Source organism: Pseudomonas sp. NFIX49, from assembly GCF_900115915.1.
In the GTDB taxonomy this organism is placed as follows: Bacteria; Pseudomonadota; Gammaproteobacteria; order Pseudomonadales; family Pseudomonadaceae; genus Aquipseudomonas; species Aquipseudomonas pharyngis.
Map to the genome: position 1 here is coordinate 262,213 of NZ_FOYE01000002.1, position 21,617 is coordinate 283,829.

19 protein-coding genes are annotated in these 21,617 nt (G+C 62.0%); 16 read left to right on the forward strand and 3 right to left on the reverse strand.

Annotated features, from left to right (window positions below):
• The first annotated feature begins 87 nt into the window (after window positions 1–87).
• The 11 genes from BMZ46_RS05620 to pdeM all read left to right on the forward strand — a co-directional run bounded on the left by BMZ46_RS05620 (window position 88) and on the right by pdeM (window position 14,044).
• Window positions 88–732, forward strand: coding sequence for a glutathione binding-like protein (locus BMZ46_RS05620; RefSeq protein WP_039771345.1), 645 nt, complete (start codon window positions 88–90; stop codon window positions 730–732).
• Between the two features lie 213 nt (window positions 733–945).
• Window positions 946–3,396, forward strand: a complete 2,451-nt coding sequence (locus BMZ46_RS05625; RefSeq protein ID WP_074691387.1) for a penicillin acylase family protein — start codon at window positions 946–948, stop codon at window positions 3,394–3,396.
• A gap of 207 nt (window positions 3,397–3,603) precedes the next feature.
• A complete protein-coding gene (locus tag BMZ46_RS05630) occupies window positions 3,604–4,638 on the forward strand; it encodes a ligase-associated DNA damage response exonuclease (protein WP_074691386.1) in 1,035 nt (344 codons plus the stop codon).
• The gene (locus BMZ46_RS05635) at window positions 4,635–6,323 is read left to right on the forward strand and encodes an ATP-dependent DNA ligase (RefSeq protein ID WP_074691385.1); all 1,689 of its coding nucleotides are present in this window, start codon (window positions 4,635–4,637) and stop codon (window positions 6,321–6,323) included. The genes BMZ46_RS05630 and BMZ46_RS05635 overlap by 4 nt, the downstream gene beginning before the upstream one ends.
• A 335-nt stretch (window positions 6,324–6,658) precedes the next feature.
• Entirely contained in the window at window positions 6,659–7,441 is a 783-nt protein-coding gene (locus BMZ46_RS05640) for a transporter substrate-binding domain-containing protein (protein WP_011332769.1), read from the forward strand.
• A 56-nt stretch (window positions 7,442–7,497) separates the two neighbouring features.
• Window positions 7,498–8,226 carry an ABC transporter permease gene (locus BMZ46_RS05645; protein WP_064593908.1) on the forward strand — a complete coding sequence of 243 codons (729 nt, stop codon included), beginning with the start codon at window positions 7,498–7,500 and terminating at the stop codon, window positions 8,224–8,226.
• The gene (locus tag BMZ46_RS05650) at window positions 8,223–8,933 is read left to right on the forward strand and encodes an ABC transporter permease (protein ID WP_011332767.1); all 711 of its coding nucleotides are present in this window, start codon (window positions 8,223–8,225) and stop codon (window positions 8,931–8,933) included. The genes BMZ46_RS05645 and BMZ46_RS05650 overlap by 4 nt, the downstream gene beginning before the upstream one ends.
• Window positions 8,934–8,945: 12 nt before the next feature.
• On the forward strand, window positions 8,946–10,064 hold the full coding sequence (locus tag BMZ46_RS05655; RefSeq protein ID WP_074691383.1) for a succinylglutamate desuccinylase/aspartoacylase family protein: 1,119 nt from the start codon (window positions 8,946–8,948) through the stop codon (window positions 10,062–10,064).
• Window positions 10,065–10,077: 13 nt separating this feature from the next.
• Window positions 10,078–10,842 (forward strand): ABC transporter ATP-binding protein, encoded by a 765-nt coding sequence (locus BMZ46_RS05660; protein WP_039771333.1) that lies wholly within the window; start codon window positions 10,078–10,080, stop codon window positions 10,840–10,842.
• A gap of 59 nt (window positions 10,843–10,901) precedes the next feature.
• The gene (locus tag BMZ46_RS05665) at window positions 10,902–13,388 is read left to right on the forward strand and encodes a ligase-associated DNA damage response DEXH box helicase (RefSeq protein WP_074691377.1); all 2,487 of its coding nucleotides are present in this window, start codon (window positions 10,902–10,904) and stop codon (window positions 13,386–13,388) included.
• The gene (gene pdeM / locus BMZ46_RS05670; protein ID WP_074691376.1) at window positions 13,388–14,044 is read left to right on the forward strand and encodes a ligase-associated DNA damage response endonuclease PdeM; all 657 of its coding nucleotides are present in this window, start codon (window positions 13,388–13,390) and stop codon (window positions 14,042–14,044) included. The genes BMZ46_RS05665 and pdeM overlap by 1 nt, the downstream gene beginning before the upstream one ends.
• A 39-nt stretch (window positions 14,045–14,083) precedes the next feature.
• Here the strand turns inward: pdeM and BMZ46_RS05675 are convergent, their stop codons facing one another.
• Together BMZ46_RS05675 and dcd are read right to left on the reverse strand one after the other, a co-directional pair.
• Window positions 14,084–14,293: a hypothetical protein gene (locus tag BMZ46_RS05675; RefSeq protein ID WP_011332763.1), complete on the reverse strand. Its 210-nt coding sequence runs from the start codon at window positions 14,291–14,293 to the stop codon at window positions 14,084–14,086.
• 106 nt (window positions 14,294–14,399) lie between these two features.
• Complete coding sequence (gene dcd / locus BMZ46_RS05680; RefSeq protein WP_007954988.1) at window positions 14,400–14,966, reverse strand: dCTP deaminase; 567 nt, start codon at window positions 14,964–14,966, stop codon at window positions 14,400–14,402.
• A 353-nt stretch (window positions 14,967–15,319) separates the two neighbouring features.
• Between dcd and BMZ46_RS05685 the strand changes: the two genes are divergently transcribed.
• The gene (locus BMZ46_RS05685; protein ID WP_002554837.1) at window positions 15,320–15,529 is read left to right on the forward strand and encodes a cold-shock protein; all 210 of its coding nucleotides are present in this window, start codon (window positions 15,320–15,322) and stop codon (window positions 15,527–15,529) included.
• A 117-nt stretch (window positions 15,530–15,646) separates the two neighbouring features.
• On the opposite strand, the gene BMZ46_RS05690 is transcribed toward BMZ46_RS05685, so the two are convergent.
• The gene (locus tag BMZ46_RS05690) at window positions 15,647–16,654 is read right to left on the reverse strand and encodes a DUF481 domain-containing protein (protein ID WP_074691375.1); all 1,008 of its coding nucleotides are present in this window, start codon (window positions 16,652–16,654) and stop codon (window positions 15,647–15,649) included.
• A 177-nt stretch (window positions 16,655–16,831) separates the two neighbouring features.
• On the opposite strand from BMZ46_RS05690, the gene BMZ46_RS05695 reads away from it, so the two are divergent.
• From BMZ46_RS05695 to BMZ46_RS05710, 4 genes are all read left to right on the forward strand, one after another.
• Window positions 16,832–17,173, forward strand: coding sequence for an MGMT family protein (locus tag BMZ46_RS05695; protein ID WP_011332761.1), 342 nt, complete (start codon window positions 16,832–16,834; stop codon window positions 17,171–17,173).
• A gap of 43 nt (window positions 17,174–17,216) precedes the next feature.
• The gene (locus tag BMZ46_RS05700) at window positions 17,217–18,776 is read left to right on the forward strand and encodes an AmpG family muropeptide MFS transporter (RefSeq protein WP_011332760.1); all 1,560 of its coding nucleotides are present in this window, start codon (window positions 17,217–17,219) and stop codon (window positions 18,774–18,776) included.
• Window positions 18,777–18,891: 115 nt separating this feature from the next.
• Window positions 18,892–20,607 carry a proline--tRNA ligase gene (locus BMZ46_RS05705; RefSeq protein WP_064593895.1) on the forward strand — a complete coding sequence of 572 codons (1,716 nt, stop codon included), beginning with the start codon at window positions 18,892–18,894 and terminating at the stop codon, window positions 20,605–20,607.
• A 17-nt stretch (window positions 20,608–20,624) separates the two neighbouring features.
• Window positions 20,625–21,578, forward strand: coding sequence for a hypothetical protein (locus tag BMZ46_RS05710; protein ID WP_074691374.1), 954 nt, complete (start codon window positions 20,625–20,627; stop codon window positions 21,576–21,578).
• Window positions 21,579–21,617: the final 39 nt, after the last annotated feature.

Genomic DNA, 21,617 nt, shown 5'->3' on the forward strand with positions numbered 1-21,617 from the left:
TAAGCAAGCTATCGAACGCACACAGGACAACCTGAAGCCGGCGTTTGCTGTCCGCACGTAAGCCATTTTCCTGATTTGGAGCTTTCCATGATCGACCTGTATTACTGGACCACGCCCAACGGCCACAAGATTTCCCTGTTCCTCGAAGAAGCGGGCCTGCGCTACGACGTGCACCCGATCAACATCAGCCAGGGCGAGCAGTTCCAGCCGCACTTTCTGAAAATCGCCCCGAACAACCGCATCCCGGCAATCGTCGATCATGAACCGGCTGACGGCGGCGAACCGTTGTCGCTGTTCGAGTCCGGGGCGATCCTGCTGTACCTCGCGGAAAAGACCGGCAAGTTCCTGCCCAAGGATCTGCGTGGCCGCCAGGTGGCGTTGCAATGGCTGTTCTGGCAAATGGGCGGGCTGGGGCCGATGGCCGGGCAGAACCATCATTTCAGCCAGTTCGCCCCGGAAAAAATCCCCTACGCGATAAAGCGCTACATCGATGAAACCGCCCGCCTGTACGGAGTGCTGGACAAGCAACTGGCCAACAACGAGTTCGTCGCCGGCAGTGAATACAGCATTGCCGACATGGCGATCTACCCGTGGATCGTCTCCCACAAATGGCAGAGCCAGAACCTGGAAGACTTCCCGAACGTGCAGCGCTGGTTCAACCACATAAAGGATCGCCCGGCGACCGTGAAGGCCTACGCGCTGGTGCAGAAGATCAATCCGCCGAAGTCCTGACCTGCCTTGATCGTTCCCATGTAGAGGCGTCGAACCGCCCGCGTAGAAATGGGCCGCGGAGCGACCCGGGCTGCATTCCCACGCAGAGCGTGGGAACGATCTGCGTGAGCGGGAAGAAATAACCGCTCGCCCCGCTTGCGCGGCCCCCTCCTGCTCACTAACGTAGCGGCTTTATTGCGCCCCCAGCCTCTACCCCCCCGCAGGAGCTTTGCCATGGCCTCGCCAGCCCTTTCACATTTTCTTCCCCGGTTCGGCGTTGCCGCAGCAGTGGCCGGTGTTCTGAGCCTGACCGGTTGTCAGACCTGGAACGCCCAGGACACCCTCCCGCCGACCTCCGGTGTGCAGCCGCTCAAGGGCCTGGCGCAGAACGTTTCGGTCCGCCGCAATGCCATGGGCATGCCGCTGATCGAAAGCAACAGCTTCCACGACGCACTGTTCGCCCTCGGTTACGTGCATGCCAGCGACCGGATCAATCAGATGGTCACCCTGCGCCTGCTGGCCCAGGGCCGTCTGGCGGAAATGTCCGGTTCGTCGATGCTCGACGCCGACCGCTATATGCGCGCCGTTAACCTGAAGAAAAGCGCCGGCGAGCTGTACAAGGCTTCGTCGCCACGGCTCAAGCGCTTCTTCGAAGTCTATGCCCGGGGCGTCAACGCCTACCTGTTCCGCTACGCCGACAAGTTGCCGGGGGATCTGGCTTCCAGCGGCTACAAGCCTGAATACTGGAAACCCGAAGATTCGGCGCTGATCTTCTGCCTGCTGAACTTCAGCCAGTCGGCCAACCTGCCGGAAGAAATCGCCTCGCTGGTGCTGGCGCAGACCGTGACCAACGACAAACTGGCGTGGCTGACCCCGTCCGCCCCCGACGAAAACCTGCCGCTGGCCGAAGCCGACAAGCTGCAAGGCATCAAGCTCAACGGGCAGATTCCGGGGCTGACGGAGCTGAGCAACGCCAGCGAACAACTGGCCGCCATCAACCTGCTGGGCACTCAGTCGTCGAACAACTGGGCCATCGCCCCACAACGCAGCCGCAGCGGCAAGAGCCTGCTGGCCAGCGACAGCCATGGCCCGCTGGCCGCGCCGTCGCTGTGGAGTTTCGTGCAGATCCGCGCGCCGAAATACCAGGCCGCCGGCGTGACCGTGGCCGGTCTGCCGATGGTGCTCGGCGGTTTCAACGGCAAGGTGGCGTGGAGCCTGACCAGCGTGCTCGGCGATAACCAGGACCTGTTCCTGGAAAAAATCCGTCGTCAGGGCAGCACGTTGTCCTACGAGGTCAACGGCAAGTGGCAACCGGTTGCGGTGCGCAACGAAACCTACTTCGTCAAAGGCCAGCGGCCGATTCGCGAAGCGGTGTACGAAACCCGCCATGGCGCACTGCTCAACAGCACCCAGGCCGCCGCTCAGGGCGCAGGCTTCGGCCTGGCCTTGCAGACGCCGAGCTTCACCGATGACAAATCCCTCGATGCGTTTTTCGATCTGAGCCGCGCCCAGAACGTGGAACGCGCTTCGGACGCCAGCCGGGAAATCCGCGCCATCGCGCTGAACCTGGTGTTTGCTGACGCCAGCAACATCGGCTGGCAAGTTACCGGGCGCTTCCCCAACCGCCGCGAAGGCGAGGGCCTGCTGCCGTCGCCGGGCTGGGAAGGTCGCTACGACTGGGACGGTTACGCCGACCCGATGCTGCACCCGTACGATCAGGATCCGGCCCAGGGCTGGCTCGGCACCGCCAACCAGCGGGTCATTCCCCACGGCTACGGCATGCAACTGTCCAATTCCTGGGCCGCGCCGGAGCGTGGCGAGCGCCTGGCCGAACTGGCCGGCAGCGGCAAGCATGACAGTCGCAGCGTGATTGCCATGCAGTACGACCAGACCACCACCTTCGCCGCCAAACTGAAGAAAATGTTTGAAGCACCGGGCATGGCGCAGCCGCTGAAACAGGCGATCGACGCACTGCCGGAAGCCGAGCGCAGTAAGGCGCGCGAAGCCTATACCCGCTTGATGGCCTTCGACGGCAAGCTCAGCCCGACTTCCGCCGACGCGGCGATCTACGAGCTGTTCCTGCAGGAAAGCATGAAGCAGATATTCCTCGACGAGCTCGGCCCGCAAGGCAGCCCGGCGTGGAAAGCCTTTGTCGCCAATGGCGATCTGTCCTACGCCGCCCAGGCCGATCATTTGCTGGGCCGCGAAGACAGTCCGTTCTGGGACGACGCCCGCACCCCGCAAAAAGAAGACAAACCGGCGATCCTCGCCCGCAGCCTGGCGGCAGCGATCAGCGCCGGCGACAGTCAGTTGGGCGGCGACCGCCGGGCCTGGCAGTGGGGCAAACTGCACCGCTACGAGTGGAAGAATGCCAACGGCCAGACCGTCCGCGGCCCGCTCGCGGCAGGCGGCGACCACACCACCCTCAACACCGCGGCGTTTGCCTGGGGCCAGGATTTCAACACCACGCGTGCGCCGTCGATGCGTTTCATCGTCGATTTCGGTCAGAGCGAGCCGTTGATGGGGCAGAACGGGACGGGGCAATCCGGAAACCCGGTGAGCCCGAACTACCTGAACGGCATCGACCCGTGGCTCAAAGGCCAGTACATCGGCTTGCCGATGCAGCCGCAGAACTTTGACCGGGTGTATGGCAAGACGCGGTTGACCCTGACTCCCGGCAAGTAACCCCCCATGATCGTTCCCACGTCGAGGCGTCGAACCGTCCGCGTGGGAATGCAGCCCGTGACGCTCCGCGTCACTGGACGCAGAGCGTCCCCTGAGGCATTCCCACGCAGAGCGTGGGAACGATCATGCGACAGTTCAGAAAATCAATAGAACTTCTGACTTCGCGCCAACCTCATAGCTAACAAGTCCCTCCATTCCGGTAACGCCATGGACCTTGTTATCGCCCGCCCCGAAGGCCTCTACTGCCCCGCCGGGGACTTCTACATTGACCCGTGGCGGCCCGTCGAGCGTTCGGTGATCACCCATGCCCACGGCGACCACGCCCGTGGCGGCAATCAGCATTACCTGGCCGCCAGCGCCGGCGAAGGGATTTTGCGTGCGCGTCTGGGCGCGGACATCAACCTGCAAACCCTCGACTACGGCCAGCGCCTGACCCACCACGGCGTCACCCTGAGCTTTCATCCCGCCGGTCATGTGCTCGGCTCGGCCCAGGTGCGGCTGGAATACGGCGGCGAAGTCTGGGTCGCGTCAGGCGATTACAAGATCGAACCCGACGGCACCTGCGCGCCGTTCGAACCGGTGCGCTGCCACACCTTTATCACCGAATCGACGTTCGGCCTGCCGATCTACCGCTGGCAGCCGCAGGCGCAGGTGTTCGCCGAAATCAATCAGTGGTGGCAGGCCAACATCGAGGCCGGCAAGGCCAGCGTGCTGTTCTGCTATTCGTTCGGCAAAGCCCAGCGGATTCTCCACGGCATCGACGAAACCCTCGGGCCGATCCTCAGCCACGGTGCGGTCGAGCCGTTGAACCGCGTGTACCGCGAGGCCGGCGTCTACCTGCCGCCAACGATCTACGCCGGCGAGGTGAAAAAGAACGACCCGATGATGCGCCAGGCGCTGGTCATCGCCCCGCCCTCGGCCGGCGGCAGCAGCTGGATGCGCCGTTTCGGCGATTACAGCGACAGCTTCGCCAGCGGCTGGATGCGCCTGCGCGGCACCCGTCGGCGGCGCGGGGTCGATCGCGGTTTCGTGCTCTCGGATCACGCCGACTGGCCCGGCCTGTTGTGGGCCATCGAACAGACCGGCGCCGAGCGGGTGATGGTCACCCACGGCTCGATTGGCGTGCTGGTGCGGCATCTGCGCGAAAAAGGGCTCGACGCACAAGGTTTCAACACCGAATACGGTGACGATGAAGAAGAGCTTTCCACCGCCACGCCTGCGGTTGCCGAGGTGCAACCATGAAAGACTTCGCCGGGTTATACGCCGAACTCGACGCCACCACCTCCAGCAACGCCAAACTGGCGGCGATGCAAACCTACTTCGCCCAGGCGCAACCACAAGATGCCGCCTGGGCCGTGTACTTTTTGTCCGGCGGGCGGCCACGGCAACTGGTTCCGGTGAGAGTTCTGCGCGAACTCGCTGTTGAAACGTCCGGGCTTGAGCCATGGCTGTTCGAGGAGAGCTATCAAGCGGTCGGCGATCTGGCGGAAACCATTTCGCTGGTGCTGCCGGAACACCCGCACACCTCCGAGGCCGGGCTGGCCGAATGGATCGAAGACAAACTGCTGCCCCTGCGTGGTGAAACCCCGGAATACCTCGCCCACCAATTGCCCGCTCTGTGGGCGCAGCTGGATCGGCCGAGCCTGATGTTGTGCATCAAGTTGATCACCGGCAGCTTCCGGGTCGGCGTGTCCAAATTGCTGGTGACCCGCGCTCTGGCTTCCATGGCCGGGCTCGACAGCAAACGCGTGGCGCAACGGCTGGTGGGTTACACCGACCTGTCCAACCGGCCGAACGCCGCCGCTTACCTGAAACTGATCGCCCCCGAATCCAGCGACGAGCACGCCCAGCGCGGCGGCCAGCCCTACCCGTTCTTCCTTGCCCATGCGCTGGCGCAACCGGTTGAAACCTTCGAGGCCCTGCTCGGGCCGCCGAGCAACTGGCAGGTGGAATGGAAGTGGGACGGCATTCGGGCGCAGGTGGTCAAGCGTGATGGAAAATTGTGGGTCTGGTCGCGCGGCGAGGAGTTGGTCACCGAGCGTTTTCCCGAATTCGACACGCTGCTGCACGGTTTACCCGACGGCACGGTGATCGACGGCGAGATCGTGGTCTGGAAGAACAACCGCCCGGTCACCGAAGACGCGTTCGATCCGCAGTCGACAGAAGCCCCGGCGGTGCAACCCTTCGCACTGTTGCAACAACGGATCGGCCGCAAGTCACTGGACCGCAAAATCCTCGAAGACGCGCCGGTGGTGATACTCGCCTACGACCTGCTCGAATGGCAGGGCGAAGACTGGCGCAACCAGCCCCAGGCCAGGCGTCGTGAACAACTGGAACAAGTTATCGCCCACTGCAACAACCCGGTACTGCTGCCTTCGCCGACCCTGACCGGTGACGACTGGTTCGATCTCGCCCGCCAACGTGAAGCCTCCCGGCGCCTGGGGGTCGAAGGCATGATGCTCAAGGCCCGGGACGCGATGTACGGCGTCGGCCGGACCAAGGACATGGGCGTGTGGTGGAAATGGAAGGTCGATCCGTTCAGCGTCGACGCGGTGCTGATTTACGCCCAGCGCGGTCACGGTCGCCGCGCCAGCCTTTACAGCGATTACACCTTTGCGGTGTGGGATGGCCCGCCCGGTTCCAGTGCGCGGGCGCTGGTGCCGTTCGCCAAGGCCTATTCCGGGCTGACCGATGCGGAAATGCGCGAAGTCGACAGCATCGTGCGCAAGACCACCGTGGAAAAATTCGGACCGGTCAGCAGCGTCAAGCCGAGTCTGGTGTTCGAACTGGGCTTCGAAGGCATCGCCCTCTCCCGCCGGCACAAGAGCGGCATCGCCGTGCGCTTCCCGCGCATGTTGCGCTGGCGGCAGGACAAGACCGTGGACGAGGCCGACAGCCTGGCGACCTTGCAGAACCTGTTGGTCTGATTCCCTTCCCCCGATACTCCCCCCTCACCCCGATCGTTCCCACGCTCCGCGTGGGAATGCCTCAATGGACGCTCTGCGTCCGCTTTGGGACGCGGAGCGTCCCGGGCTGCATTCCCACGCAGAGCATGGGAACGATCCCCTGAACCATCCTGGTGCAGCTTTTGCGTCGCGCCCGTTTTCGTGCACTGACCCACCCCGGCATGCACTTGCTACACCTTTTAAAACACTTGTTCGGGACTCTGGTTCGGAAATTGCTACTTTCTATAAGTCGTAAGCGCTCCAGTAACAATCATTCCGCGCCACAAGCGCTCATATTGGTTCTTAGGGATTGAATAATGAAAAAAGCATTGCTGACCCTTTCTGCACTGGCGTTGTGCATGGCCGCCGGCTCCGCGCTGGCCAAGGAATACAAAGAACTGCGGTTTGGCGTTGACCCTTCCTACGCACCGTTCGAGTCGAAAGCGGCAGACGGCAGCCTGGTTGGCTTCGACATCGATCTGGGCAACGCGATCTGCGCCGAGCTGAAGGTCAAGTGCAAATGGGTCGAAAGTGACTTCGACGGTATGATTCCGGGCCTCAAGGCCAATAAATTCGACGGCGTGATCTCGTCGATGACCGTTACCGAAGCCCGTGAAAAAGTCATCGACTTCTCCAGCGAGCTGTTCTCCGGCCCGACGGCCTACGTGTCGAAAAAAGGTTCGGGCATCACCGACGACGTCGCCTCCCTGAAAGGCAAAACCGTCGGCTACGAGCAAGGCACCATCCAGGAAGCCTATGCCAAAGCCGTACTGGACAAGGCAGGCGTGAAAACCCAGGCCTATCAGAACCAGGACCAGGTGTATTCCGACCTGACTTCCGGCCGTCTCGATGCGGGCATTCAGGACATGTTGCAGGCCGAACTGGGCTTTCTGAAGTCGCCGCAGGGTGCCGATTATGAAGTCAGCAAGCCGGTCGACAACCACTTGCTGCCAGCCAAGACCGCTGTCGGTATTAAGAAAGGTAACACCGAGCTGAAAGCGCTTTTGGATAAAGGTATCAAAGCGTTACACGATGATGGCAAATACGCCGAGATTCAAAAGAAACACTTTGGCGATCTGAATCTGTACAGCGGCAAATAATGCCCCGGCGCCCATCCTCGATGGGCGCCTTTTTCATTCAGTCAGGTTGCTGATTTATGTTCGAAAACCTCCTGCAAAATCTGGGGCTCTCCGCCTTCAGCCTCAAGGGTTTTGGCCCTTTGCTGTTGGAAGGCACCTGGATGACCATCAAATTGTCGGCGTTGTCGCTGCTGGTGGCCGTGTTGCTCGGCCTGCTCGGCGCCAGTGCCAAGCTGTCAAAAGTCAAACTGCTTCGCCTGCCCGCCCAGCTCTACACCACGCTGATTCGCGGGGTGCCGGACCTGGTGCTGATGCTGCTGATCTTCTACAGCCTGCAAACCTGGCTGACGACGCTCACCGATTACCTGGAATGGGAATACATCGAGATCGACCCGTTCAGCGCCGGGGTCCTGACCCTGGGCTTCATTTATGGCGCGTACTTCACTGAAACCTTTCGCGGGGCGATTCTCGCCGTGCCGCGCGGTCAGGTCGAAGCCGCCACCGCCTATGGCCTCAAGCGCGGCCAGCGCTTTCGTTTCGTGGTGTTCCCGCAAATGATGCGCTTCGCCCTGCCGGGCATCGGCAACAACTGGATGGTGATGCTCAAGGCCACCGCGCTGGTTTCGATCATCGGCCTGGCCGATCTGGTCAAGGCCGCGCAGGACGCCGGCAAGAGCACCTATCAACTGTTTTACTTCCTGGTCCTCGCCGCGTTGATTTACCTGCTGATCACCAGTGCCTCGAACTTCATTCTGCGCTGGCTCGAACGCCGCTACGCCGCCGGTGCCCGGGAGGCCGTACGATGATCGAACTCCTGCAGGAATACTGGAAAGCCTTCCTTTATACCGACGGCCAGAACATCACCGGGCTGGCGATGACGATGTGGCTGCTCAGCGCCTCGATCTTCTTCGGTTTCATCGTGTCGATTCCGCTGTCGATCGCCCGGGTCTCGCCGCACTTCTACATTCGCTGGCCGGTGCAGTTCTACACCTACCTGTTCCGTGGCACGCCGCTCTATATCCAATTGCTGATCTGCTACACCGGGATCTACAGCCTGGCCGCCGTGCGCGCGCAACCGCTGCTCGACAGTTTCTTTCGCGATGCGATGAACTGCACGATCCTGGCCTTCGCCCTCAACACCTGCGCCTACACCACGGAGATTTTCGCCGGGGCGATCCGCAGCATGAACCACGGCGAAGTCGAAGCGGCGAAGGCCTACGGGCTGACCGGCTGGAAGTTGTATGCCTACGTGATCATGCCGTCGGCGCTGCGCCGTTCGTTGCCGTATTACAGCAACGAAGTGATCCTGATGCTGCATTCGACCACCGTGGCCTTCACCGCGACCATCCCCGACATCCTGAAAGTCGCGCGGGACGCCAACTCGGCGACCTTCCTGACCTTCCAGTCGTTCGGCATCGCCGCGCTGATCTACCTGACCATCACCTTTGCGCTGGTCGGCCTGTTCCGCCTTGCCGAACGCCGATGGCTGGCCTTCCTCGGCCCGACCCACTAGGACCCTTTAGAGATGCGTCATCAGATACACGACCTGCTGGCCCCGCTGCCGGGGACCGCACGACAGATCCACAGCTTTCATTTCGGCCCGGACAAGGCCCAGGGCAAGATCTACATCCAGTCTTCGCTGCATGCCGACGAACTGCCCGGAATGCTCGTGGCCTGGCACCTCAAGCAGCGTCTGGCGGAGCTGGAAGCCGCCGGCCGCCTGCGCAGCGAAATCGTGCTGGTGCCGGTGGCCAACCCGGTCGGCCTCGAACAGGTGCTGATGGATGTGCCGCTGGGCCGCTACGAGCTGGAGAGCGGACAGAATTTCAACCGCTGGTTCGTCGACCTCAGCGAAGAAATCGGCAACGAAATCGAAGCGCAACTGAGCGACGACCCGCAGCGCAACCTTGAGCTGATCCGTTCCAGCCTGCGCAACGCCCTCGCCCGCCACACCGCCACGACTCAGCTGCAATCCCAGCGCCTGACCCTGCAACGGCTGGCCTGCGATGCGGACATGGTTTTGGACCTGCACTGCGATTTCGAATCCGTGGTTCACCTCTACACCACGCCCGAGGCCTGGCCGCAGGTCGAGCCGCTGGCGCGCTATATCGAATCCCAGGCGAGCCTGTTGGCCACCGACTCCGGCGGCCAGTCGTTCGACGAGTGCTTCACCCTGCTGTGGTGGCAATTGAAGGAGCGCTTCGGCGACCACTTCGAGATTCCACTGGGCAGTTTCTCGGTCACCGTCGAGTTGCGCGGTCAGGGGGATGTCACCCATCCGCTGGCCAGTCGCGATTGCCAGGCGCTGATCGATTACCTGATCCATTTCGGCGCCATCGTCGGCGAACCCAAAGCCTTGCCGGCCCTGGCACATCCCGCCACACCGCTGGCCGGTGTGGAACCGGTGGCCACTCCTGTCGGCGGGCTGCTGGTGTACAGCGCCACGCCCGGCCAGTGGCTGGAAGCCGGGCAGAAAATCGCCGAAATCATCGACCCGATCAGTGACCGGGTCACGCCAGTCCATTGCACCGCTTCCGGTCTGCTCTATGCCCGCTCGCTGCGGCGCATGGCCACCGCCGGGATGGTGATCGCCCACGTCGCGGGCGCCGAAGCCTATCGCAGCGGCTATCTACTTTCGCCTTGAGGATGTCTGTCCCATGTACAAATTGACCGTTGAAGGCCTGCACAAAAGCTATGGCGACCATCAGGTGCTCAAAGGCGTCTCGCTCAAGGCCAGGACCGGCGACGTGATCAGCCTGATCGGCGCCAGCGGCTCGGGCAAAAGCACCTTTTTGCGCTGCATCAACTTTCTCGAACAACCCAACGACGGCGCGATGAGCCTCGATGGCCAGGCGATCCGCATGGTCACCGACCGCCACGGCATGCACGTCGCCGACGCCGATGAACTGCAACGCCTGCGCACACGGCTGGCGATGGTGTTCCAGCACTTCAACCTGTGGAGCCACATGACCGTGCTGGAAAACATCACCATGGCCCCGCGCCGGGTGCTGGGCTGCAGCAAACAGGAAGCCGACGACCGCGCCCGGCGTTATCTGGAAAAGGTCGGTCTGCCGGCACGGGTGGCCGATCAGTATCCGGCGTTCCTCTCCGGCGGCCAGCAGCAACGGGTGGCGATTGCCCGAGCCTTGGCGATGGAGCCGGAAGTCATGCTGTTCGACGAACCGACCTCGGCGCTCGATCCGGAGCTGGTCGGCGAAGTGCTCAAGGTGATTCAGGGCCTGGCCGAAGAAGGTCGGACCATGATCATGGTCACCCACGAAATGAGCTTTGCCCGCAAGGTCTCGAGCCAGGTGCTGTTCCTGCATCAAGGGCTGGTGGAGGAAGAAGGCGCGCCGGAAGAAGTGCTGGGCAATCCGAAGAGCGAACGCCTGAAGCAATTTCTCAGCGGCAATCTCAAGTAAAACTATTGCCCGGTCGGCGCGGTCATTGAAGGAACATCTTCAGAGCACACGTCGCCGGCATGGGCACTTCCACCGACTTCGCCAAACACTGGTTCAGCGCCCGCGACTGGAAGCCGTTCGCCTTTCAGAAACAGGTGTGGGCCGCGGTCAAACGTGGCGAATCCGGCCTGCTGCATGCCAGCACCGGCGCCGGTAAAACCTACGCGGTGTGGTTTGCCGCGCTCAATCGCTTTGCCCGCTCCGGGCCTGTTGCTGAAACCACCCGTAAACGCAAACCGCCCGCCGAACCGCTGACTGTCTTGTGGATCACCCCGATGCGGGCGCTGGCCGCCGACACCGCGCGCGCCCTGCAAGCGCCGCTGGACGATCTGCAGATCCCCTGGAGCGTCGGCCTGCGCACCGGCGACACCGGCAGCAGCGAACGCGCCCGGCAGAACCGGCGCCTGCCCACCACGTTGATCACCACCCCGGAAAGCCTGACCCTGATGCTCGCCCGTGCCGACGCGCAAACGGCGCTGTCGACGCTACGCATGGTCGTGGTGGACGAGTGGCACGAATTGCTCGGCAACAAGCGCGGCGTGCAATTGCAACTGGCCCTCGCCCGCCTGCGCCGCTGGCAGCCGGGGCTGATCGTCTGGGGCGTTTCCGCGACGCTCGGCAATCAGTCCCACGCCGAACAAGTGCTGATCCCACTGGGCGGTGGCGTGAGTATTCAGGGGCAAAGCGAAAAGTCGCTCAAGGTCGATACCTTGCTCCCACCGGCCATCGAGCGTTTTCCCTGGGCCGGGCATATCGGCTTGAAGATGTTGCCGCAGGTGGTCGCCGAACTGGACGTCTGCGCCAGCAGCCTGGTGTTCACCAACACCCGGGCGCAGTCGGAAATCTGGTACCAGGCCTTGCTGGAAGCGCGGCCGGACTGGGCCGGATTGATCGCGCTACATCACAGCTCGCTATCCCGCGACACTCGCGACTGGGTCGAGCAAGCGCTGAAGAATGGCCAGCTCAAAGCCGTGGTCTGCACTTCAAGTCTGGATCTGGGGGTGGATTTCCTGCCCGTGGAGCGGGTGCTGCAGATTGGCTCGGCCAAAGGCGTGGCGCGGCTGATGCAGCGTGCCGGACGTTCGGGGCATGCGCCCGGTCGAACGTCGCGGGTCACCCTGGTGCCGACCCACAGCCTGGAGCTGATCGAAGCTGCGGCCGCTGGCGATGCCGTGGCACAGCGGCGGATCGAACCGCGACTGTCACCGCACAAACCGCTGGATGTGCTGGTGCAACATCTGGTCAGCATGGCCCTGGGCGGTGGCTTTGCTCCCGATGAGCTGTACGAAGAAGTCCGTGGCGCCTGGGCCTATCGCGACCTGACACCCGCCGACTGGGCCTGGGCGCTGGCGTTCGTGCGTCACGGCGGGATGTCGCTGACGGCGTATCCGGATTACCGCCGGGTCGAGCCGGATGAACACGGGATCTGGCGCGTCCCCGATGCCCGCCTGGCGCGCCGCCATCGGATGAGCATCGGCACCATCGTCAGCGATGCCAGCATTCATCTGAAGTTCTGGAGCAAGGGCGGTGGCGGCAAACAACTGGGCAGTGTTGAAGAAGGTTTTATCGCACGCCTCAAACCCGGCGATGGTTTTCTGTTCGCCGGGCGCCTGCTGGAGCTGGTGCGGGTGGAAAACATGACCGCCTACGTCAAACGCAGCAAGGCGAAAAAAGCTGCCGTACCGCGCTGGAATGGCGGGCGCATGCCGCTCTCCAATGAATTGGCCGAAGCGGTGGTCAACCGGTTCAGCGCGGCGGCACAAGGCGAGTTTGCCGGCCCGGAAATGCAGGCCTTGCGACCGCTGCTGGAAACCCAGATGCGCTGGTCAGGCCTGCCGACAGTCAACAATCTGCTGGCCGAAGTGCTGAAATCCCGAGAAGGCTGGCACCTTTTCCTCTATCCGTTTGCCGGACGTCAGGTGCATCTGGGGCTGGCCAGCCTGCTGGCGTGGCGGGTGAGCCAGCGCCTGCCGGTGACCTTCTCGATTGCGGTCAACGATTACGGACTGGAATTGCTCAGCGCCACGCCCGTTGACTGGTCTGTGCAACTGGATGGCGCCCTGCTCGGTCCCGAGGGTTTGTTGAGGGATGTGCTGGCCAGCCTCAACGCGGGCGAACTGGCGCTGCGCAGGTTTCGGGAAATCGCGCGGATTGCAGGACTGGTGTTCGCCGGTTACCCCGGCGCGCCGAAAAGTACCCGTCAGGTCCAGGCCTCCAGCGGGCTGTTCTTCGAAGTGTTCAAACAATACGACGCCGACAATCTGCTGCTGGCGCAGGCCGGGGAAGAAGTCCTGCGGGAAGAACTGGATATTCGTCGGCTGGAGCAGACACTGGAGCGAATCAACCGGATGGAACTCGATATGCACTTGATCAAACGTCCGACACCGCTCGGCTTTCCATTGCTGGTGGAACGCATGCGCGAAAGCATGAGCTCGGAAAAACTCGCTGACCGCATCCGTCGAATGGTTGGCGATCTGGAACAAACTGCCGACAAGGGCCAATCCTGATGAACGCGCCCTACCCCGTGCGCCTGGCGGGCGAAGACCTCTGGTTGCTGCCGGAAAAGGCGCTGTACTGGCCGGCGCAGCAGACGCTGCTGATTGCCGATGTGCATTTCGGCAAAGCGGCCGCTTATCGTCGTCTGGGGCAGCCGGTGCCGCAGGGCACTACGACGAGCAATATCGCCGTGATCGAGCAGTTGCTGGCAAAGCTGCCATGTCGGCAACTGATTTTTCTGGGGGATTTCCTGCACGGACCCGGCTCCCATGCACCCGGCACCTTGCAGGCACTGGCGCAGTGGCGGGCGCGTCATGCCGATCTGCCGATGACACTGATTCGCGGCAATCACGACAAGCGCGCGGGCGATCCACCGGTAGCGCTGAACATCCGTGTGGTGCCGGAGCCGTTGCTGCTCGGCCCCTTCGCCTTGCAGCACGAACCCGATCCGCACCCTGAGCGTCACGTCCTCGCAGGGCACGTACACCCGGTTTATCGATTGATCGGCAAGGGGCGCCAGCGTTTGCGGCTGGCGTGTTTCAGGCTGGGGGAACGCATCAGCCTGTTGCCGGCCTTCGGCGCCTTCACCGGCGGTTATCCGGTAGAGAAGGAAGACAGCTGTCGGATCTTCGTCATTGGCGACAACGAAATATGGCCCGTCGGCTGACGTCCTGTTCAGGATTCAGCCGACGGGCCATACGTTCAATCAGGCGACGGGCGCGGGTGGCGGTTTGTCCGGCAACGTAGGTTCGCCGGGCTCGGTCGGTTCTTCGTTGGGGGTATCGGGATCGGGCTGGTGAGGGATTCCGCCGGCCGTGGTGATGGGGGGGTGTGCCAACAACGACCAGGCCATTACGCCAACCTGATTGGGCTCGAGCCTTGCCAGTTCGGCAGTGATTTGCGGATCGATCTTCATGGAGCACTCCTCGGCGAAGGCCCGTCCCGCTGTTCGCGAAACGGGCAGTACACCTCATAGAGTGTCTACCCGCCGAAGAATTCCCGGTAACTGCCGGATGGACGGATCAGGTGCGCGGCAGGGTCACGCCACGCTGGCCCTGGTACTTGCCGGCACGGTCCTTGTACGAAACTTCGCATTCCTCGTCGGATTCGAGGAACAGCATCTGCGCCACACCTTCGTTGGCGTAGATCTTCGCCGGCAGGTTGGTGGTGTTGGAGAATTCCAGGGTCACCTGGCCTTCCCACTCCGGCTCGAGCGGGGTGACGTTGACGATGATGCCGCAACGGGCGTAGGTGCTCTTGCCCAGGCAGATGGTCAGGACGTTGCGTGGAATACGGAAGTATTCAACGGTCGTGGCCAGGGCGAAGGAGTTTGGCGGGATGATGCAGACGTCGCTGTGGACGTCGACAAAGCTGCCGGCGTCGAAATTCTTCGGATCGACGATGGCCGAATTGATGTTGGTGAACACCTTGAAATGATTGGTGCAACGCACATCGTAGCCGTAGCTCGACACACCGTAGGAGATCACACGGCTGTCGTCGCTGCCACGTACCTGGCGCTCGACGAACGGCTCGATCATGCCGTGTTCCTGCGCCATGCGGCGAATCCACTTGTCCGATTTGATGCTCATGGCGGGTGTCCTGAATAGCGAGGTGGAAAAAATCTGTCCGGCATCTTACCGGGCGCGCCGCCGGGTTCAAAGTGCGGGGTGCAATTCTCGCCGAACGTGCGGGATTTACGCGGCTTCGCGACGAACCGTCACACCGTCGATCCCTAAAACAGAGAAACCTTCGCAAGAAGCATTGGCACGTTCCGGAAAAAGGGTTAAGGTGGCGCCACTGTGCTGCTTGTGTCACTGAGAATCTCTACACGATATGTTGAATTTCGATCCAACCATCTACAAGAATTTTTCCTGCTCTTTGCACTCAGTCTCGGCCAGGGTTCTTCCTGAGTCGCAGTTATCTTTGTTCAAGGAGTTACACCATGTCTAATCGCCAAACCGGTACCGTTAAGTGGTTCAACGATGAAAAAGGCTTCGGCTTCATCACTCCACAATCCGGTGACGACCTGTTCGTTCACTTCAAAGCTATCCAATCCGACGGCTTCAAAAGCCTGAAAGAAGGCCAACAGGTTTCTTTCATCGCTACCCGCGGTCAGAAAGGCATGCAAGCTGAAGAAGTACAAGTTATCTAACTTGTAGCTTCTTTAGAAAAAGGCCCCGCCCTCAAAAGCGGGGCTTTTTTGTGGGCGTCTGTTTTTCCGGGCGCAAAAAAGATCGCAGCCCGTGAAGGCTGCGATCTTTTGCGTTGCTTACCAGGCCACGCCGAAGCCGGCGGTGTAGCGGGTCTTGCTCAGATCCGCGTCCTCGGTGCCGCTGATGATGTCGCGTTCGGCCTTGAGGTTGAGGGACGCCCACTCGGTGACTTTGTAACGCAGGCCCATTTCCGCATCCAGCGCGTAGTCGGCCACGCCGGAGAGTGGCTTGCCGACTTCGCCATTGGTGAAGAACTCGACCTTCTTCCCGATCAGGTAGCGGTTGTAGTCCCACTTCATGGCGACCGAATAGAAGTTGTCCTTGCTGCCATCGCGGTACTCGTAATCGGTTCGGTTGAGCAGCGAACCGAGGGAGAACGCTCCCAGCTCGTCATCCCAGAACTGGTAACCCGGGCCGGTACCCACCACGCGCTGGCGCGCCAGCTCTTCGATGTGATCGCGCTTGTAGTTCAACCGCCCCTGCCAGAACCATTGATCAGTGAGGAAGCGGTCGAGCGAGTACTCGGCGCGCCAGTTATCGGTGGTGGTCACGTCGTCTTGCACTTCGCGGTTGTATTCGCCCTCGGCGATATGGCGCCAGCGGCCGTGACGAGCAGTGGTCTTGAAGCCGACATCGTAGTCGTCGGTATCTTTCTCGGCGCGCTGGTAGTCGAGCGCCAGATCGACGTTGCCCTTCCACACCAGATCCTCGACCACCGGTTTCGGCTTGAGAATCTGCTGAATGCTCGCCAGCTCCACGGTTTTCGGCGCCTCGCCGTTGGCCAGGGTGACCTTGCCCTCTTCGGCAGCACTCAGGGACTTGGCCTTCTCGCCGTTGTAGGCGTCCTGCTTGACCAGCAGTTCCTGATCGCTCTCCAGGGTCTTGACCTGCTTCCAGTCGATGGTAACGGCCCCGGCGTACTGGGTCTGGACCAGCAACTTGCCGCCGTCGAACAGCGTGATTTTACCGCTCAGCTTGTCACCGTTCTTCAACCAGACGGTGTCGGCAAGCAAAGGTGTGGACGCACTGAAGACAGCAAGGCACAGCAGGGTTCTGGACAACATAAGCGAATCGAAGACTCAAGGTTGCGAAAAAAGGGTCGGCATTATCCGTAGGAATAATTCCCTGACAAGGAGTGACCCGGCTAATTCTGTTGAGTTCATTTCTCAATTGCCCATCCACCGATTACGCTTAAGCACATAACGCGATCAAGTTCAGGAACCGCGCACGTGACAGACCCGATGCATGCCTGCGAAAACGATCCGCAAATCCGACGCACGGCACTCTATTCCACCCTCGCCCAAGTGCCTGAGGGCAAAGTCGTCAGCTATGGTCAGTTGGCCGAACTGGCGGGGTTGGGGCGCGCCGCCCGTTGGGTCGGTCGGACCCTGAGCCAATTGCCCGGCGACACCAAACTGCCCTGGCACCGCGTGCTCGGCGCCGGCGGTCGGATCAGCCTGCCGGCGGGCAGCCCGTCCGGGGACGAACAGCGGGCGCGATTGCGCATGGAAGGCATCACCGTCCTGAACAATCGTGTGGATATTCGGCGCCATGGCTGGCGTCCGGTAGAGCACAGCGGTTAGAGTGCGCGCTTTGTTTTCGCAATCTTGAGGCAGACTTCAGCCCATGCCCCGTAAAACCTGGCGCGCCGCGCTCGCCGCCTATGCCAGTCCTTCGACGCTCGTGCTGTTGTTGCTGGGTTTCGCCGCCGGCCTGCCGTACATGCTGGTGTTCTCGACACTTTCGGTCTGGCTGCGTGAAGCCGGTGTGGCCCGTGAGACGATCGGCTACGCCAGCCTGATTGGTCTGGCTTATGCCTTCAAATGGGTCTGGTCGCCCCTGCTCGACCAGTGGCGCCTGCCGCTGCTGGGCAAGCTGGGTCGTCGCCGTTCGTGGCTGGTGCTCTCACAGACGCTGGTAATCCTCGGCCTGATCGGTATGGGTTTTTGCGACCCGCAGAAACACCTGTCCTGGCTGATCGCCATCGCCGTGGTCGTGGCGTTCGCTTCCGCCACCCAGGATATCGCGGTCGACGCCTATCGCCTGGAAATCGCCGAAGACAGCCGTCAGGCCGCGCTGGCCGCCAGCTATATGTCCGGCTATCGGATCGCCGCCCTGCTCGCGACCGCGGGTGCGCTGTTCTTCGCCGAGGGCTTCGGCTCTACAGGCTTCAAGTACCAGCATTCGGCCTGGACCGGCACCTACGTGCTGTTCGGTGCCCTGATGGTGCCTGCCCTGCTCACCACCCTGCTGATGCGCGAGCCGCCGGTGCCGTTGCGCACCCAGTTGCAGGCGGGGCGTTACACCTTCATGCATCAGTTGATGTCGGTGTTCGTGCTGATCATTTTGCTGGTCTCCGTACCGGCCATGTTCACCCAGCTCTACAACACCGATTTCGCCAGCGTGCTGTTTGGCGACATGAGCCCGCTGGACCTGCTGCTGGAAGACCGGGCGTTCCTGCGCGCGATTCTCTACACCACGCTGACCTGCCTGTGCCTCTCGGCCATGGGGCGCCGTGGTCTGGCGCCGGTTCTGACACCGGTCAACGACTTCATCCTGCGCTACCGCTGGCAGGCGTTGCTGCTGCTCGGCCTGATCGCCACCTATCGGATGTCCGACACGGTGATGGGCGTGATGGCCAACGTGTTCTACATCGACCAGGGTTTCACCAAGGACCAGATCGCCAGCGTCAGCAAGATCTTCGGCCTGATCATGACCCTCGTCGGCGCCGGCATGGGCGGTCTGCTGATCGTGCGCTTCGGTATCCTGCCGATCCTGTTCATCGGCGGTGCCGCGTCGGCGGGCACCAACCTGCTGTTCCTGATGCTCGCCGACATGGGCCCGAACCTGCAGATGCTGGTGGTGACGATCTCCCTCGACAACTTCAGCTCCGGCCTGGCCACCTCAGCGTTCGTCGCCTACCTGTCGAGCCTGACCAACCTGAAGTTCTCCGCCACCCAGTACGCCCTGCTCAGCTCGATCATGCTCCTGCTGCCACGCCTGATCGGCGGCTACTCCGGGGTGATGGTGGAGAAGTTCGGTTATCACAACTTCTTCCTGATCACCGCGCTGCTCGGCGTTCCGACCCTGGTGCTGATCGCCCTGCACTGGTTCCAGGAAAGCCGCCGCGAAGGCCCGACGCCGACGCCGGAACCTGCACCGACCTCCGTCGTGGAAGAATCGTAAGACATCTCGCACCCGGCGAGAGGGTTTGCGCCGGGGCTGCACTTCTGTACGTCGGCGGATCTCGCCGTTACACTGCTCCGTCATTTCCAGTCATAGCAACCGACAACGGCCAACCATGCGCACCAGTCAATTTTTGCTCGCCACACAGAAAGAAACGCCTTCCGACGCGGTCGTGATCAGCCATCAGCTGATGCTGCGCGCCGGCATGATCCGCAAACTCGCCTCGGGCCTGTACACCTGGCTGCCGATGGGCTTGCGAGTGATGCGCAAGGTGGAAGCCATCGTTCGTGAAGAAATGGACGCCGCCGGCTCTCTGGAAGTGTTGATGCCGAGCACCCAACCGGCCGAGCTGTGGCAGGAATCGGGGCGCTGGGAAGAATACGGCCCTGAGCTGCTGCGCATCAAAGACCGCCACGGTCGTGATTTCTGCGCGGGGCCGACCCACGAAGAAGTGATCACCGATCTGATGCGCAACGAGTTGAGCAGCTACAAACAGCTGCCGATCAACCTGTACCAGATCCAGACCAAATTCCGTGACGAGATCCGTCCACGCTTCGGCCTGATGCGCGGTCGCGAATTCATCATGAAGGACTCCTACTCGTTCCATGCGGATCAGGCGTCGCTGCAGATCACCTATGACCGCATGCACGAAGCGTACTGCAACATCTTCACCCGCCTGGGCCTGAAATTCCGTCCGGTGGAAGCCGACAACGGTTCGATCGGTGGCGCCGGTTCCCACGAATTCCACGTGCTGGCCGAGTCCGGCGAAGACGATATCGTCTTCAGCAACGGTTCCGACTACGCGGCGAACATCGAGAAAGCCGAAGCCGTGCCGCGTGAGACCTCGCGCGCCGCGCCAAGCGAAGAGCTGCGTCTGGTCGATACGCCAGACACCAAGACCATCGCGGCCCTGGTGGAGAAATTCGGTCTGCCGATCGAAAAGACCATCAAGACCCTGATCGTGCACGCCGAAGAAGAAGGCAAGCTGATCGCCCTGATCATTCGCGGCGACCACGAGCTGAACGAAATCAAGGCTGCCAACCAGCCAGGCGTTGCCAGCCCGCTGGTCATGGCCTCCGATGCCGAACTGCGTGACGCCATTGGCGCCGGCGCCGGTTCCCTCGGCCCGCTGAACCTGCCGCTGCCGATCATCATCGACCGTTCGGTGGAGCTGATGAGCGACTTCGCCATCGGTGCCAACATCGACGACAAGCACTACTTCGGCGTGAACTGGGAGCGTGATCTGCCGGTTCCGACCGTGGCCGACCTGCGCAACGTCGTGGCCGGCGACCCGAGCCCGGACGGCAAGGGCACCCTGGAAATCAAGCGCGGCATCGAAGTCGGGCACATCTTCCAGCTGGGCAACAAGTACAGCAAGGCGATGAAGTGCGAAGTGCTGGGAGAGAACGGCAAGCCGGTGACCCTGGAAATGGGTTGCTACGGTATCGGCGTGTCCCGCGTGGTGGCTGCCGCCATCGAGCAGAACAACGACGAAAACGGCATCATCTGGAGCGACGCCCTGGCACCGTTCCAGATCGCTTTGGTGCCACTGCGCTATGAAACCGAGCTGGTACGCGAAGCCACCGACAAGCTGTACGCGGAACTGACCGCGGCCGGCTTCGAAGTGCTGCTGGACGACCGCGACAAGAAAACCAGCCCGGGCATCAAGTTCGCGGACATGGAGCTGATCGGCATTCCGCACCGGATCGTGGTCAGCGACCGCGGCCTCGCCGAAGGCAACCTGGAATACAAGAGCCGTACCGAAGGCCAGGCGCAAGCGCTGCCGGTTGCCGACGTGCTGTCCTTCCTTCAGGCCCGTATCCGCCGCTGAAACCAGATAGAGACGTCATGTTCAAGCGAAACACCTTAGGCCTCGGTGGTGCCGCCCTGTGCGGCACCCTGCTGGTCAGCGGCTGTGCCAATCACATGTCACAACGCAGCGAGCACGAGGAACGTGTCGAGCGCAAACTGCTCGATCACAGCCTGCAGATCGATGTCGGCGAGCCCAAGGTGCTTGAGCTGCCGCAACGGCGCGTGAAGATCAACGAACAGAAGACTTTCGAAGTCACCGAGTTCGAGGTTACCCGCCATTACGACCGTTACACGCCTTACCAGCCATGGCGGGAGATCTACGAGATCCCGCTGGGCGCGGTCGCGGTGGTCGGCGGCGTCGGCGCGAACGTGGTCAACGTGTTTGCCCTCGGCAATCTGCCCGACAGCGTGACACGGGACTGGCTCAGCTACGGTTTCGCCGGGCTCAACCCGTTCATGAACGTGCAATCCAACGGTCGCGCGCAACAGAACCTGGCCGGTATCGACGAAGTCCAGCGCGACAAGCGCACGGAATATTCGAGCCTGCCGTGGAGCGAGCGCCCGGTTCAGGTCAAGGCCGGCAAGCAGACCTTCGACATGACCACCGATCGCAACGGCGTGCTGCGTCTGAACCTGCTGGACAGCCCGTTCGCCGAAAACGACCTCAATCATGTAGACAAACTGCAGATCAGCGTCGAAGACGGCAAGGATGACGTGCATTCCGACTCGTCTTTGGCGATCAGCAGTCACCTGCGCGGCAAGCTGCTGGAAGCTCACGGGCTGATCTACGACGATCTGGAAGACGACGAAGTGAGCCAATGGGTGCACCGGGTCAAGCGTCTGTCGGAACTGGGTCTGGAAGAAGAAGCCAGTGAACTGGAACAAAGCCTGATCGAACTGACCCGCAACGATCCCGAGTTGCAAGCTGAATTCCTCAAGTCCCTGACCCGGGATGCGGGGCGTCTGGTGGCGGATCCGGGGCCGAACTGAATCCCCTGAAAAATTGCCCGAACCTGCTTCGGGCATTTT

What these genes read in the sequence shown, in the direction of transcription:
- BMZ46_RS05620 (WP_039771345.1), top strand. Translation starts at nt 88, where the DNA reads ATGATCGACCTGTATTACTGGACCACGCCCAACGGCCACAAGATTTCC.
- BMZ46_RS05625 (WP_074691387.1), top strand. Translation starts at nt 946, where the DNA reads ATGGCCTCGCCAGCCCTTTCACATTTTCTTCCCCGGTTCGGCGTTGCC.
- BMZ46_RS05630 (WP_074691386.1), top strand. Translation starts at nt 3,604, where the DNA reads ATGGACCTTGTTATCGCCCGCCCCGAAGGCCTCTACTGCCCCGCCGGG.
- BMZ46_RS05635 (WP_074691385.1), top strand. Translation starts at nt 4,635, where the DNA reads ATGAAAGACTTCGCCGGGTTATACGCCGAACTCGACGCCACCACCTCC.
- BMZ46_RS05640 (WP_011332769.1), top strand. Translation starts at nt 6,659, where the DNA reads ATGAAAAAAGCATTGCTGACCCTTTCTGCACTGGCGTTGTGCATGGCC.
- BMZ46_RS05645 (WP_064593908.1), top strand. Translation starts at nt 7,498, where the DNA reads ATGTTCGAAAACCTCCTGCAAAATCTGGGGCTCTCCGCCTTCAGCCTC.
- BMZ46_RS05650 (WP_011332767.1), top strand. Translation starts at nt 8,223, where the DNA reads ATGATCGAACTCCTGCAGGAATACTGGAAAGCCTTCCTTTATACCGAC.
- BMZ46_RS05655 (WP_074691383.1), top strand. Translation starts at nt 8,946, where the DNA reads ATGCGTCATCAGATACACGACCTGCTGGCCCCGCTGCCGGGGACCGCA.
- BMZ46_RS05660 (WP_039771333.1), top strand. Translation starts at nt 10,078, where the DNA reads ATGTACAAATTGACCGTTGAAGGCCTGCACAAAAGCTATGGCGACCAT.
- BMZ46_RS05665 (WP_074691377.1), top strand. Translation starts at nt 10,902, where the DNA reads ATGGGCACTTCCACCGACTTCGCCAAACACTGGTTCAGCGCCCGCGAC.
- pdeM (WP_074691376.1), top strand. Translation starts at nt 13,388, where the DNA reads ATGAACGCGCCCTACCCCGTGCGCCTGGCGGGCGAAGACCTCTGGTTG.
- BMZ46_RS05675 (WP_011332763.1), bottom strand. Translation starts at nt 14,293, where the DNA reads ATGAAGATCGATCCGCAAATCACTGCCGAACTGGCAAGGCTCGAGCCC.
- dcd (WP_007954988.1), bottom strand. Translation starts at nt 14,966, where the DNA reads ATGAGCATCAAATCGGACAAGTGGATTCGCCGCATGGCGCAGGAACAC.
- BMZ46_RS05685 (WP_002554837.1), top strand. Translation starts at nt 15,320, where the DNA reads ATGTCTAATCGCCAAACCGGTACCGTTAAGTGGTTCAACGATGAAAAA.
- BMZ46_RS05690 (WP_074691375.1), bottom strand. Translation starts at nt 16,654, where the DNA reads ATGTTGTCCAGAACCCTGCTGTGCCTTGCTGTCTTCAGTGCGTCCACA.
- BMZ46_RS05695 (WP_011332761.1), top strand. Translation starts at nt 16,832, where the DNA reads ATGCATGCCTGCGAAAACGATCCGCAAATCCGACGCACGGCACTCTAT.
- BMZ46_RS05700 (WP_011332760.1), top strand. Translation starts at nt 17,217, where the DNA reads ATGCCCCGTAAAACCTGGCGCGCCGCGCTCGCCGCCTATGCCAGTCCT.
- BMZ46_RS05705 (WP_064593895.1), top strand. Translation starts at nt 18,892, where the DNA reads ATGCGCACCAGTCAATTTTTGCTCGCCACACAGAAAGAAACGCCTTCC.
- BMZ46_RS05710 (WP_074691374.1), top strand. Translation starts at nt 20,625, where the DNA reads ATGTTCAAGCGAAACACCTTAGGCCTCGGTGGTGCCGCCCTGTGCGGC.